At 64.4% G+C, this 13,435-nt stretch carries 11 protein-coding genes, 1 tRNA gene and 1 pseudogene; 2 read left to right on the top strand and 11 right to left on the bottom strand.

Annotated features, from left to right (window positions below):
- Positions 1-47 precede the first annotated feature (47 nt).
- The 3 genes from pip to AB7290_RS02340 all read right to left on the bottom strand — a co-directional run bounded on the left by pip (position 48) and on the right by AB7290_RS02340 (position 3,827).
- Positions 48-1,004, bottom strand: a complete 957-nt coding sequence (gene pip, locus AB7290_RS02350) for a prolyl aminopeptidase (protein WP_085399690.1) — start codon at positions 1,002-1,004, stop codon at positions 48-50.
- 122 nt (positions 1,005-1,126) lie between these two features.
- Positions 1,127-2,107, bottom strand: a complete 981-nt coding sequence (locus AB7290_RS02345) for a Bug family tripartite tricarboxylate transporter substrate binding protein (protein ID WP_167768302.1) — start codon at positions 2,105-2,107, stop codon at positions 1,127-1,129.
- Positions 2,108-2,186: 79 nt separating this feature from the next.
- Positions 2,187-3,827: an FAD-dependent oxidoreductase gene (locus AB7290_RS02340; protein ID WP_085399715.1), complete on the bottom strand. Its 1,641-nt coding sequence runs from the start codon at positions 3,825-3,827 to the stop codon at positions 2,187-2,189.
- A 116-nt stretch (positions 3,828-3,943) separates the two neighbouring features.
- On the opposite strand from AB7290_RS02340, the gene AB7290_RS02335 reads away from it, so the two are divergent.
- On the top strand, positions 3,944-4,837 hold the full coding sequence (locus AB7290_RS02335) for a LysR family transcriptional regulator (protein WP_085399691.1): 894 nt from the start codon (positions 3,944-3,946) through the stop codon (positions 4,835-4,837).
- Positions 4,838-4,857: 20 nt separating this feature from the next.
- Here AB7290_RS02335 and AB7290_RS02330 read toward each other — a convergent pair whose 3' ends face one another.
- From AB7290_RS02330 to AB7290_RS02295, 8 genes are all read right to left on the bottom strand, one after another.
- Positions 4,858-5,733: an ABC transporter permease gene (locus tag AB7290_RS02330; RefSeq protein WP_028158517.1), complete on the bottom strand. Its 876-nt coding sequence runs from the start codon at positions 5,731-5,733 to the stop codon at positions 4,858-4,860.
- Positions 5,730-6,563, bottom strand: a complete 834-nt coding sequence (locus AB7290_RS02325; protein ID WP_085399692.1) for an ABC transporter ATP-binding protein — start codon at positions 6,561-6,563, stop codon at positions 5,730-5,732. Before AB7290_RS02325 ends, AB7290_RS02330 begins: the two co-directional genes overlap by 4 nt.
- Positions 6,560-7,609, bottom strand: a complete 1,050-nt coding sequence (locus AB7290_RS02320; protein ID WP_085399693.1) for an ABC transporter substrate-binding protein — start codon at positions 7,607-7,609, stop codon at positions 6,560-6,562. The genes AB7290_RS02325 and AB7290_RS02320 overlap by 4 nt, the downstream gene beginning before the upstream one ends.
- Positions 7,609-8,748 carry a 3-isopropylmalate dehydrogenase gene (leuB, locus tag AB7290_RS02315; protein ID WP_085399694.1) on the bottom strand — a complete coding sequence of 380 codons (1,140 nt, stop codon included), beginning with the start codon at positions 8,746-8,748 and terminating at the stop codon, positions 7,609-7,611. Before leuB ends, AB7290_RS02320 begins: the two co-directional genes overlap by 1 nt.
- Complete coding sequence (gene leuD / locus AB7290_RS02310) at positions 8,745-9,392, bottom strand: 3-isopropylmalate dehydratase small subunit (RefSeq protein WP_085399695.1); 648 nt, start codon at positions 9,390-9,392, stop codon at positions 8,745-8,747. The genes leuB and leuD overlap by 4 nt, the downstream gene beginning before the upstream one ends.
- Positions 9,393-10,826, bottom strand: a complete 1,434-nt coding sequence (gene leuC / locus AB7290_RS02305) for a 3-isopropylmalate dehydratase large subunit (protein WP_434057388.1) — start codon at positions 10,824-10,826, stop codon at positions 9,393-9,395. It abuts the gene before it with no gap.
- Between the two features lie 142 nt (positions 10,827-10,968).
- On the bottom strand, positions 10,969-11,922 hold the full coding sequence (locus AB7290_RS02300) for a LysR family transcriptional regulator (RefSeq protein WP_085399696.1): 954 nt from the start codon (positions 11,920-11,922) through the stop codon (positions 10,969-10,971).
- 164 nt (positions 11,923-12,086) lie between these two features.
- Positions 12,087-12,176: transfer RNA gene (locus tag AB7290_RS02295), tRNA-Ser, on the bottom strand.
- 236 nt (positions 12,177-12,412) lie between these two features.
- On the opposite strand from AB7290_RS02295, the pseudogene AB7290_RS02290 reads away from it, so the two are divergent.
- Positions 12,413-13,268: pseudogene (locus tag AB7290_RS02290) on the top strand (alpha/beta fold hydrolase).
- The last annotated feature ends 167 nt before the right edge of the window (positions 13,269-13,435 follow it).

Here is a 13,435-nt window from a genome sequence, read left to right as displayed (position 1 = left end):
TCTCCTCTTCTGCGCCCGGATTTATTCCGACTTCGTCGTTGCCCTCTTCATAGTGCTGTCGCGAAGCGATCGGTGGCGCGCACCAGTTGATCGAGGATACCTGGCTCCGACCAGGCATGACCTGCACCCTCGACCAGATGGAATGCGGCATCAGGCCACGCCCTATGCAGCGCGTACGCATATCGGGCTGGACAGGGCATGTCGTAGCGGCCGTGAACAATGGCTCCCGGGATACCGCGGAGGCGGTGAGCGTTGCGCAGAAGTTGCCCATCCTCCAGCCAGCAATCGTGAACGAAATAGTGGTTCTCCAATCGCGCAAACGCGAGCGCAAATTGGTCGTCGCCAAACGATGTCGAGAATGCTGGATTAGGCAGCAGCGTGATCGTTTCGCCCTCCCAAATAGCCCAAGCCTTGGCTGCCTCGAGCTGGGTGGCTCGATCGTCGCCCGTCAGCCGGCTGCGATACGCCGCAATCATGTCGCCTCGCTCGCTCAGGGGTATCGGTGCCTGGAACTTTTCCCACTTCTCCGGAAAGATCTCTGAGACGCCGAACTGATAGTACCATTGCAGCTCCGCCTTGGTGACGGTGTAGACGCCACGGAGAACAAGCTCGCTGACGCGGTCGGGATGCGTTTCTGCATAAGCTAACGCGAGAGTCGATCCCCACGAGCCACCGAACACGAGCCATTTGTCGACGCCTGCAAGTTCACGCAAGCGCTCGATGTCCGATACCAAATGCCAAGTCGTATTCGCTTCGAGCCCCGCATACGGAGTTGATTGCCCACATCCTCGCTGATCGAAGAGCATGACATCATATCGATTGGGATCAAACAGACGCCTATGTTCAGGAGACAAACCTCCGCCCGGTCCGCCGTGCAGGAAGACCGCCGGCTTCGCGCCCGGCGTCCCCACCCGTTCGTAATAAACCCGGTGACCTTCTCCAACGTCGAGGGTGCCAGCGCTATAGGGCTCGATGGGTGGGTGCATGGACCTCAACTGACTCATACGGCCTCCGTTTGGCACCACGAGGTTCGATTAGCACGCCGCGATCATGGTGGTTTCGGTTATAGGAGCAAAGCGGACGAAGCCACCAGTCACATGTCGCGCCGGGTTTATAGGTACACGGCCTAGTTCGCCTTGATGCCGGCCTCGCTGATGAGCTTGCCCCATTTCGTGCTCTCGCTCTGAATGAAGCGGCCGAACTGCTCCGGCGAGGTCGGCGCGGGCTCTGCGCCGAGGGTCCGGATCTTCTCGGCCACCACCGGGTCTTTCAGGGCTTTTGTGAAAGCCTCGTTCAGCCTGCTGATGACGTCCGCGGGTGTGCCTGAGGGAGCAACGAGCCCGAACCAGCCCACGGATTCGAAGCCCGCGATGCCACTCTCGGCAAGCGTCGGCACATCGGGCAAGGATGGAAGCCGGCGCGCCGACGAAACGCCGACGGCGTTGAGCTTGCCTTCGAGGATCAATTGCCTCGATGCGGGGATATCCAGCACCGCGAAGGGGACATGTCCCGCAAGGACATCAACCGCTGCCGGCGCCGTCCCGCGATACGGAACGAGCTCCATGCTGATCCCCGCCTTCTGCGTGAACAGCGCGGCCGTCAGATGCATCGCGGTCGAATTGCCGCCATGCCCGATCGACAGCGCGCCCGGCTTCGCCTTGGCGAGCGCGATCGTCTCTGCTGCATTGTGCGCGGGCACGTTCGCGGACGCGACCAGCACAAAGGGAATTTCCGCCAGCAGCGTGATCGGCGCGAGATCCTTTGGGTCGAACGGCATCGACGAATTGAGGTGCGGGTTCACCGTCAGCGCGCCCGCCGGCGCAACGCCGAGCGTGTAGCCGTCGGGCCTGGCCTGGGCCACCGCGGCCATGCCGATATTGCCCCCTGCCCCGGCGCGGTTCTCGATCACCAGGCTCTGCTTGAGCTCGGCGGTGACCAGCGGCTCGAGCGCACGGATGACGGTGTCGGCGCTGCCGCCGGGCGGGAAGGTCACGATGATCTTGATCAATTGCTCCGGATAGGCCGCGCGGCCGGCTTCCAGCGGCAGCACGGCAAAAGTCGCGGCCGTCAGGACGGCCAGAATGCGGCGCCTTGCAACGTGAAACAATTTCTCCTCCCCCATTACGTATTCTTGTTTGTAGGCTCGACCAGGCTGCCGTGCCGTTGGCAGGCAGCCTGCTATTCGATCACGCCGCGGCACCAGTGATGCGCGCCAGCAGGCCTTGCGGATTTTCGGGCGCGGCCTGCCCGCGCCAGGCGATGTGCTGGTCGGGTCGTGCCAACACGAGCTTCTCGGCATAGGCCCCGTTCGCCTCGTCCGGCGCGATGTCGACCAGCGCGAGCGGCATGCCGCGCTGTTCTGCGGCAGAGAGCAGCCGCGCCACATCGATCGCCGAGTCAAGCCGCAGCAACGTATAACCCGATCCGAAGGCATCGTAGAGCGATCGTCCGTCGCGCAGGAAGACATGCGGCGCCCGGGCGCCCGGCACGGTGGAGGGCGTAAAGCTCCCCATCGCGTAGGCCGGCGGGGTTTCGCCGTCATAGGCGATGATCGGCGAGGCATCGTAATAGTAGCCGAAGTTGAGGCCTGCGCAGCAATATTGCTGCACGTTGAGATCGTAGGCCGCTCTCGCAAGCGAAGCGCGCGCCGCGTGGCCGCGCGGCGTGTCATCCTCGATCTCCGCGGACACGCCGCCGCGCTGCGCCATCATCTTCATCGCGTGATCCATGGCAAAGCGCGACACCTGGTCGGTGATGGGCTGGCGCTCCGCCTCATAGGCATCGAGGATCGAAGCCGGTGCCCAGCCGTTCAGATGCGCCGCCAATTGCCAGCAGAGGTCGACGGCATCAGCAATGCCCGCATTCATTCCGTAGCCCGCATAGGGCATCCACAGATGCGCGGCGTCGCCGCAGATGAAGACCTTGCGGTCGCGGAAGCGATCGGCCACCAGCCGGCGCCCGACCCAATCCTCCTTGCTGAGGATTTTGTACTCGAACCGCTCGTCGACGCCGAGGATGGCGCGGATCGACCAGTCGCGATCGACCGAGTCGAACTCAGGCTCGTCGGGCCTCAGATGATTATGGATCAGCCAGCGGTCGTGGCCGTCGATCGCAACGGTGGTGCCGGAACGTCGCGGGTTGAGCGAGAGCACCATCCAGGCCGACCTGTGCGCGCCCATCAACTCCTTCAGTTGCGGCGCCTCGATGAAGGTCGATTGCACGCGCTGGATCACCGGCGTGCCGGACAGGCTGGCGCCGATCGATTTGCGGACGAGGGAGCGGCTGCCGTCGCACCCGATCACGAAGTCGGCTTCGATGCGGAGCGCGTTTCCACTGTCGAGGTCGCGACCCAGCGCGACCACACGATCGTCGTCCTGCTCGATATCGGTGATTTCCGTGCGCGCCAAAATGGTGATGCGCGGCTGAGCGGCAGCGTGGCCGAACAGGATCGGCTCGAGATAGACCTGGTTGATCCGGTGCGGCGGCTCCGGCGTCGGCCACCAGGTGTCGGGGCCGCCGGTGGCGCTGTAGCGGCGCGCGCGCGAGGGAATGTCGATACGGCAGAGCTCGATGCCGGTCGCCGTGGTCCGATAGGAGCAATCGTTCGGGAAGTCCGCGGGCAGGCCCGCGTCGCGCAGCTTTGCGGCGACGCCCAGCCGGCGGAAGATTTCCATCGATCGCGCCGAGACGTGATTGCATTTGACGCTGGGCGGATCGCCGGCATGGCGGATCTCCGCGACGACGACGTCGATCCCGCGCGAGGCCAGATCCATGGCCGCAGTCAATCCCACGGGCCCGGCGCCCACGACCAGCACCTGTGTCCTCATGCTCGTTTCCATCCCCTCGCATCATCGCGGATTCGTTGCCCGCGCAGCATGCATTTTATTGCAAGGCCTCTTATGCGATAAGTCGGAAAGAACTCATCAATTCATGAGCTTTTCCGATGAATGTCACCTTGCGACAATTGCGGGCCTTCACTGGCGTGTATCGCACGCGCAGCATCACGCGGGCCGCGCGCGAGCTGGGCATCACGCAATCGGCGGCGAGCCTCCTGATCCAGCAGCTCGAAGTGCAGCTCGGCGTGAAGCTGTTCGATCGCTCCACGCGTTCAGTGCAGCCGACGCTGGCCGCCGACGAGGCCTTTCACGCCGCCGAACGCATGCTGAGCGATGCGCTGGGCCTGTCACGGCGCATGCATGACCTCGCGCAGGCGCGCGCCGGCCGCGTCGCGTTCGTCGCGTCGGCGGGCGCCGCTTCGGCACTGCTGCCGCAGGTTCTCGCGAAATTCCGCGCAGGCCATCCCGAGATCGACATCGACATGCGTGACGTCGCCGCCGACGACCTCGTTCCGCGCCTGATCGCAACCGATGCCGAGTTCGCGATCGGCAGCGTCGAGGGTGAGTTCGCGGAGATGACGATCGAGACGCTGACCCGCGGCCGGCTGAGCGCGATCGGCCGTCGCACCGCCGACTTCGCCGCGCGGCGCGCGCTGACATGGGACGAACTGGCGCAGCTTCCGACCATCGCGATGCGGCGCGAGACGCGAATCCGCATGCAGATCGACCAGGCCCTCGGCGCGCAGGGCAAGCACCTTTCTCCAACCTATGAGGTCACGCTGATCAACACCGCGCTCGCCATGACAGCCCAAGGCCTCGGCCTCGCCATCCTCCCCGCGACGATGCTGCCGGCCGATCAATTCCCGACGCTGATCGCAAGACCGCTGATACGCCCGGCGATCACCCGCCCGGTGTCGCTGCTGCAGCGTCAGGGACGGACGCTGTCGCCGGCGGCGCAGGCGTTTGTGACGACGGCTCGGACGGTGTTGGCGGGGTCGTAATCCGCAGGCCGCTGCTCGGGCTACTCCGCGAGATTATGCTGCTGCCAGCGCAGCAGATAGGCCTGCAATCGCCAGATCAACGCGGACAGCGCGACGCCGACCAGCATCAGCACGACGACGGCGACCATCATTCCCGATGCCTCCGCGCGTGCCTCGGATTCGATGATCAGGCGCCCGATTCCCCGTTCCGCACCAATGAACTCGCCGACGATCACGCCGATCAGGGCGAAGGAGATCGCAGGCGTCAGCGAGGCGAAGACCCAGGCCATGGTCGAGGGGATGACCACCGTGCGGGTGATCTGCCACTCGCTGGCGCCGAGCAGCCGCGCCGCGTTGACAAAACCCTCGTCGATCGAGCGCGCCCCTTCGAACGTATTGAAGAACACGAGGAAGACGACCACGATCCACGACGTGACGATCTTCGAGGTATCGCCGATGCCGAAGGCCAGCACGATGATCGGCGCCAGCGCGATGCGGGGGATCGAGTTCACCGCCGTGATGAACGGCTGGAAGATCGCGCTGAGCCGGTCCGAACGGCCCAGCACGAGGCCCGCGGCAAAGCCGCTGCTGACACCGGTCACGAACCCGAAGAACGTGTTCTTCAGGGTGACGGCGGTCGCGATCCAGAGATTGTTCTCGGATCGCGCCATGCAGCGGGCGAATTCACCATTGAACCAGCCGTTGAACACGCCGAGCTTGGACTTGAGGCAGCTCAGGATCAGGAAGTGCTCGAAGATGTCGGACGGCTTGGACACGAAATAGGGGTCGAGCAGATCCGGCACCAGCCAGGGAAGGCGGCCGTGCAGATCGTACCCCCACTGCCAGATCGACAGGAAGCCGACGCAGATCAACATCTGCCAAGCCAACGTTCTGCCGGGGCGGCGCGCTCGCCTCATGGCTTGCGGCCCTTGATGAATTCCTCGCCGAGCGAGTGCCAGATCAGCTGAAACAGCTCGGCATAACGCGGCGTCTCCCGGATCTTCACCGCATTGCGCGGGCGGGCGAAATCCACCTCGAAACTCTCCTTGATCCGGCCCGGCCGCGCGGAAAACAGAATGATGCGGTCCGCCAGCGTCAGGGCCTCGCCGAGATCATGGGTCACGAACAGCACGGTCTGCTGCTCGCGTTCCCAGATGCGAAGCAGCACGTCGTGCATGTCGATCTTGGTGTGGGTGTCGAGCGCACCGAACGGCTCGTCCATCAGCAGAACCTGCGGCTCGACGACCAGCGTTCGCATCAAGGCGGCGCGCTGGCGCATGCCGCCCGACAGCGCCGAGGGATAGGCATTGTCGAAATCCTGCAGCCCGGCTTGCGCCAGGCAGGCACGGACACGATCCTTTCGCTCCGCCGCCGGGACACCCGCCAGTTCGAGGCCGTAACCGATGTTGTCGGCGACGGTGCGCCAGGGAAACAGGGTATCGCGCTGGAACACATAGCCGACATTGGGCGTCGCCTGTCCTGGGACGACGGGAGTACCATCAATCAGGATCTGCCCGCTGGTCGGCTTGACCAGGGTTGCGATCATGTTGAGGACGGTGCTCTTGCCCGAGCCGGATGGCCCCAGCAGGGCGACGAATTCGCCGCGCCGGACATTGAAGGAGACGTCGCGCACGGCCTCGATGGCCGTACCCGCCAGCTGGAAAGTCTTGCACAAACCGCGCACGTCGATGCGCCGCGTCTCAGGCGGCGCATCGACGTGCGGCGTGTGTATAGCCTGGATCGTCAAGCCGGATAGGCCTTGCGTGCCGCTTCGATGAAGCTGGTGTTGACAACGTCGGCCATCGCGAGCGGCTTGATGCCGGTCATTTCACGAAACCAGACCTTCTGACCGCGCGCGAAGCTGGCGGCATCGATGATGCCTTCGTAATCGGTGACCTTCTTCATGACGCCGCTGTCGAAAATATTCGCATCGCGCGACGTGCTTCCGACGTAAGGCTCGATCATATCGTAGATCTCTTCGGGAGAGTGCCCCTTGATCCACAGGGTGGCGCGCCACAGCGCCGTGACGAACGCCTGCATCTTCTGCGGGTCCTTGTCGATGGTCGCCTGCAGCGTGAAATGAGACGTCACCGGGACCTTGCCGCCGATGTACTTGGCCCAGACCGCCTCGTCCGTTCCATCGAACAACAACGCGCCCCAGCCCTGCTCGACCGAATCCTTCAGGATCGATGGCGAGTTGATGAGAACATCGACCTGTTTCGTCTTCAACGTGCCCATCATGGTGTCGACATTGCCGGTGCCGATCCAGGTCACCTTGTCGTCCAGTCCCATGGTTTCCATGTAATAGGACGCCCAGACGTGGTTGGTGCCGCCCAGCGACGACACCGAGACGATCGGCTTTCGTCCATCGGGCCGCTTCCACTTCGCCAGCGCCTCCAGGCTGGTGATGCCCTGATCGAACAGATCCTTGCGGATGATGAAGATCGCGGCGTTGCTGCGGGTATCGACCGGCATCAGGACCCGCGCGCTGCGGCCGTGATTGCTGAGCTGCATCGGGTGGGTGATGTCGCCGATACCGATATCGCCCTGGGACGACGCAATGATCTCGCGCGTCTTCACCCCGCTGCCGCCCTGGATCAGCTTGCAGTCGAGGCCGGCCTCCTTGAAGAATCCGGCCCGGTCGGCGACGAATTGAGACTGATAGACCGGAATGGCCACCGGATAGATCACGCGGCCCGACGGGGTATCCGCCCATGCCCGCCCTGCCGCCATGGACGCACCGGCGCCGGCGACGATCGTCAACGCGGCCCGTCTGGTGACCCGAGTCCTCATCACGCGTGCTCCCTCTCCTTGCCGACCACCTTGTCGAGCGCGTTCAGAACCGCATCGCCCATCTCCTGGGTCGAAAGTCTTTTTGCGCCAGGTTCGGCGATATCGGCCGTTCTCGCGCCGGCAGCCAGGGCCGTATCCACGGCCTTCTCCAGCAGCACGGCATCATCGGGCCGATTGAGGGTGATGCGCAACATCATCGCGACGCTGAGGATCGAGCCGAGCGGATTGGCGATGCCCTTGCCCGCAATGTCAGGCGCGCTGCCGTGGACCGGTTCGTAGAGCGCCTTGCGGCGGCCCAGCCGGTCCGGCGGCCCGAGCGAGACCGACGGCAGCATGCCCAGCGAGCCCGACGCCATGGCGGCGCAATCGGAGAGAATGTCGCCGAAGATATTGCAGGTCACCATAACGTCGAACTGCGACGGCGCCCGCACGATCTGCATGGCGGCGTTGTCGACATAGAGGTGGGTCAGCTCGACATCGGAGAATTCCGCCTCATGCAGTGCGGTGACTTCCTCGCGCCACAGCACGCTGGTTTCCAGCACGTTGGCCTTGTCGACGGAGCAGACCCGGCCTTTGCGGGTCCGCGCCAGTTCGAACGCGGTTCGCGCCACCCGGCGAATCTGGCTGGTGGTGTATTGCTGGGTGTTGAAACCGCGGCGCTGGCCATCGGGCAGCGTTTCGATGCCGCGCGGTTCGCCGAAATAGATACCGCTGGTGAGCTCGCGGATGATGATGAAGTCGACATCCTTTAACACCGAGGCCTTGAGCGGCGCGGAGTCCGCCAGCGCCGGATTGGCGACGATGGGCCGGAGATTGGCATAGAGGTCGTACTTGCTGCGCAGCGACAGCAGGCTTCCCGCCTTGCGTGCCGCCGGAGGGACCTCAGTGGTTTCAGGACCACCCGTCGCGCCCCAGAGTATAGCGTCGGCCTCCTCCATCGCCTCGATGGTGTCGTCCGGCAGCACCTTGCCCGTCGCCAGATACGGGATGAGACCGTATTGCGCTTCGCGCAGCGCCACGGGAATGCTGCGCCTCGCCGAAAACCATTTGAGAATACGGTGGGACTGGTCGGTCACCTCGGGACCGATGCCTTCACCGCCGACCACGGCGACCTTGATCATGTTCGAGAGCGTGTTCATGCCAATTGTCCTGCCTGATGTCCTGCAAAGTGAATCCACGGCCGCGCGTCGCGGTCGCAGGCCTGGAATGCGCGGATCTCGTGGTCGCGCCGCAACGTCAGCGAAATCTCATCTAAGCCTTCGAGCAGACCCGCACGCCGGCGCGGATCGATCTCGAAGACGTGCCGCACGCCCGATGGCGAGGTGACCGTCTGCTCCTGCAGGTCGACACTGACACGTCCCGCGCCCTGGCTCGCTTCGATCTCCGCGGCGAGGCCGTCGATGACGGCCTTGTCCAGCATGACAGGCAGGATGCCGTTCTGGAAGCAATTGGCGAAGAAGATGTCGCCGAAGCCGGATCCGATGATGGCGCGGATGCCCATTTCCTGCAGCGACCACACCGCCGCCTCCCGCGACGAGCCGCAGCCGAAATTCGGACCCGTGACCAGGATCTCCGCGGCGCGATAAGGCTCGCGATTGAGGATGAACTCCGGATTGTCCGAGCCATCAGGCAAATAGCGGAGCGAACCGAACGCCCACTTTCCGAGACTGCCGCGGACGGAATTTCCGATCATGCGGTTGATGCTGATGATGACGTCCGTATCGACATTGGTGCGCATGATCGGCGCTGCGGTCGCGGTGAGCTTGGTGAAGGCTTGGGGCATCTAGCGCTCCATGGTTCGGACGTCGGCGATGGCACCGGAAACCGCCGCCGCCACGGCCATGGCCGGACTCGCCAGATGGGTGCGGGCACGCGGCCCTTGGCGGCCGATGAAATTCCGGTTCGACGTCGACACCGAGCGCTGGCCGGGCGGCACGGTTTCACCGTTTGCGGCAAGGCACATCGAGCATCCGGGCTCGCGCCATTCAAAGCCCGCGTCGATGAAGATCTTGTCGAGCCCTTCGGCCATTGCATCGCGCCTGACGGTCTCGGAACCCGGCACGACCCAGGCCCGCACGCCCGGCGCAACCTTGCGGCCGCGCGCGATTTCGGCTGCGGCGCGCAGATCACTGAGACGGCTGTTGGTGCAGGAGCCGATGAAGACCCAATCCACCGGCGTGCCGGCGATCGGCGCGCCCGGCTTCAGGCCCATATAGTCGAGCGCGATCTCGATCGCGCCGCGGCGCGCGGGATCGGCGATATCAGCGGGATCCGGAATGCGGCCATCGACACCGAGGACGTGTTCGGGACTGGTGCCCCAGGTGATCTGGGGGATGATGGCCCCGACATCGATCGACACCTCGCAATCGAACATTGCGTCGCTGTCGCTCTGTAGCGTCCGCCAGGCCGCGACGGCGCGCTCCCACATCTCGCCTTGCGGCGCGTAGGGACGGCCGCGGATATATTCGAACGTCGTGTCGTCCGGGGCGATCAGCCCCATCTTGGCGCCGAGCTCGACCGACAGATTGCAGATGGTGAGCCGCCCTTCGATCGGCATGTCCCTGATGGCACTGCCGGCATATTCGACGGCATAGCCGGTGCCGCCGGCGGCGCCGACATGGCCGATCAAGGCGAGGATGAGATCCTTCGCCGTCACGCCGAACGGCAGCCGGCCGTCGAATGTCACGCGCATGGTTTTCGGCCGGCGCTGGATGATGGTCTGGGTCGCCAGCACATGCGTGAGCTCGCTGGAGCCGATGCCGAAGGCGAGCGCGCCGAGCCCACCATGGGTGCAGGTGTGGCTGTCGCCGCAAACGATCAGGCAGCCGGGCAGGCTGAGCCCGAGCTCCGGCCCGATGACATGGACGATGCCCTGCCCCGGCTGGTCGAGGTCGAACAGCCGGATGCCGCTGGCGGATGTCTCGGTCCGCAACGCCGCCAACAGCTCCCACCCGGTCTTGATCGTGCCGGCACGCCCGGACGCCGTCGAAATCGCATGATCCGGCGTGGCGAAGGTCAGTTCGGGATTGTGGACCGGAATGTTGCGGCTTTTGAGATTGATCAGGCCGCTGGAGCCGCCGAGGTCATGCAGCAGATGGCGATCCACGTGAAGCAGATCGGTGTCATCGCTGACATGGGCGATGACATGCTGGTCCCAGATTTTGGCCAGCAGCGTGCGGCCACGCGTGTCCACGATCCGTCCTCCCCTGTTCGGCATCTGATGTGCCGTGTTGCCGCCGATCATGCCGACCGGCAGCGAGCTTGAGAAGCAGGATAGAAGTCCGTCGCGGAAATGTGCAGTGACGGTTGAGCAGGGTGCCATCGCGGCCGGCGATGGCTGGCCTCTCGCACGAGCGATGCTAGCTTCTGCCGCGCACGACCGTCAGCCGGTCGGAGACACCGCCTGTGGTGAGACGCGCATCATCATGGGTCCGCAAATGCTCCACCAGCAGCTTCGTGACCGAGGGCAACGACTTGTAATCGCGCACGCCGATGACCAGGTCGCGTCGCGCCCAGGACTCATCGAGCGGGACGGTGACGAGACTGTCGACGCCGTAGCGGTCGCGAACGATCTCCAGCGGCACGACACCAACCCCCATCCTGGCATCGACGACGCGAAACAGCGCATCGAAGCTGCTGACGCGGATGCGCACCTTGAGGTGCTGCCCGAGAGCCGCGGCGGCCCGGACACACAGCGTCTCGATCGAACTGCCCTTCTCCAGGCTGACGAAATCGAAATCGACCAGCTCGCGGAAGCGAACGCTGTTGCGGCCCGCCAGCGGGTGGTCGCGCGTGACCAGCGCGACCAGGCTGTCGCTGCGATAGGACAGCAGCTCCAGATCCTGACCGTCGATGTTGCCGCCGAAAATGCCGATGTCGGCCCGGTTCTCCACCACCGCGCGCACGATCGCGGGGCTGAGATCCTCCTCGATGTCGATGTGGACCAACGGATGCCGCTCCAGGAACAGGCTGAGCTCATCCGCCAGGGCTTCGAGGATCGCGGACTTGTTGGCACAGATCCGGATCAGCCCGCGCTTGCCCTGCCGGTATCCCGTCAGCTCGCTCTCGAGCTTGCTCAAATTTCCCAGGATGATGCGGGCGTGCTCGAGCAGGGCGAAGCCAGCCGGTGTCGGCTCGATCCCCTTCGAATGACGATGCAGCAGCTCGACCTGGAACAAATCCTCGATATCCGAGACGCGGCGGCTGACCGCGGACGCAGCGATGTTCTTCTTCTCCGCCGCCTTCGCGATACTCTGCTCCTCGACGATCGCCACGAACAATTGCAGCGTGAGGAGATCGATTTTGGCGGTCATCCGTCAGATCCTCGACCGGGCCCTCGCTAGGGGGCCATTGTGGAGAAGCTTTGCGGCCGGTCGCAAGTGCGGTGTCAGATTATGGTCCCCCGGGGACGACACCAGAGGCTGCCGCGACGCAGAGAGGCTGTCTTTGACGGGGCTTTCTCAAAGCCGTTTTGATATGGCGGAGAGGGAGGGATTCGAACCCCCGATAGGCTTGCACCTATGCCGCATTTCGAGTGCGGTGCATTCAACCACTCTGCCACCTCTCCTGAAGGCGCCAAGTAAGGAGCAGGGCCCCTGTGGTTGGGGGCGTTAATAGGCGAGGATGGCGGGCCAGACAAGGCGCGAAAGGGGAAAATCCGCTGCCTCTTTCAGCCCCCACCCCGGAGCCGTCTCCGGTCCGATGAATCCGAACGGGGCTCCAGCTTCTTGTTTTGACGCGTTTTATTGACGCGAACCGGGTCTACTTCGCTCGAAAGCGCTCTCATCGCCGGGAGGAACTGCCGTGGAGCATCTGACGATCAACGCCAATGGCGCCGATTTCCACCTGGTCCGCGCTGGGCGAGGCAAACCGCTGCTTTTGCTGCATGGTTGGCCGGAATTCTGGCTGACCTGGGAGCCGGTGATATCAAGGCTTTCGGACCGGTTCATGCTGATCGCGCCCGATCTGCGCGGCTTCGGCGACAGCGACAAGCCGGACGGGCCTTTTGGGCCGGACGGCGGACATGCTGGCGCTGATGGACGGGCTCGGCATCGAGCGATTCGCCGTGGTCGGCCACGATGTCGGCGGCGCCGTGATGCAGCCTTTGGCCCGGCAGGCGCCCGAGCGGCTCGCGGGGCTGTTTTTCTTCGACTTCGTCTATCCCGGCATCGGGCCGCGCATGGCGGCGCCTGATCGACTCAACCACATCTGGTATCAGTCTTTCCATCAGATGGAGATAGCCGAGCGGCTCGTCGGCGCGAGCCGCGAGAGCTGCCGGCTCTATATCGGTCACTTCCTCAAGGGTTGGGCGCATCGGAAGAGCGCCTTCGACGATGTTCTCGACGCTTTCGCCGACAATTTCTTCAGAGAAGGCAACCTCGCCGGCGGCTTTGCGCATTATCGCGCCTCGCATGCCGGACGGGTTGCGATGATGAAGGGCGAAGCCCCGCAGCTGGCACCGATCAACGTGCCGACCCGCGTGCGCTGGGCCGAGCACGATCCGCTGTTTCCCTATGCCTGGACCGATCGTCTCGGCGAGACGTTTGGCGATCTCGATCTTGCGATGTTTCCGGGCGTCGGCCACTTCCCGCATCGGGAAGATCCGGATCGCGCGGCCGCGGAGATCGCGGCGTTTTTTCAGCGGATCGGCTGGAGCTGAAGACAGGGGTGGGACCGCCAGACGCGGTAAACACTGGCGGTCCCGTGCCGCTCATTGAAATACTGGCTGGGAAGGGCGGCTTCGCCGGCCAGGGTGAGGCGACGATTCGACCCTAGCGAGTGTCCTGTGCGCCGCAACGCAATCCGGTCCTTAACCTAACCAGTCAA

It is taken from the genome of Bradyrhizobium sp. 613_E4_N2_2 (assembly GCF_052075995.1).
GTDB lineage: Bacteria > Pseudomonadota > Alphaproteobacteria > Rhizobiales > Xanthobacteraceae > Bradyrhizobium > Bradyrhizobium barranii.
The sequence above is the reverse complement of the archived record's forward strand: the minus strand, read 5'-3'. Positions and strand labels throughout refer to the sequence as shown.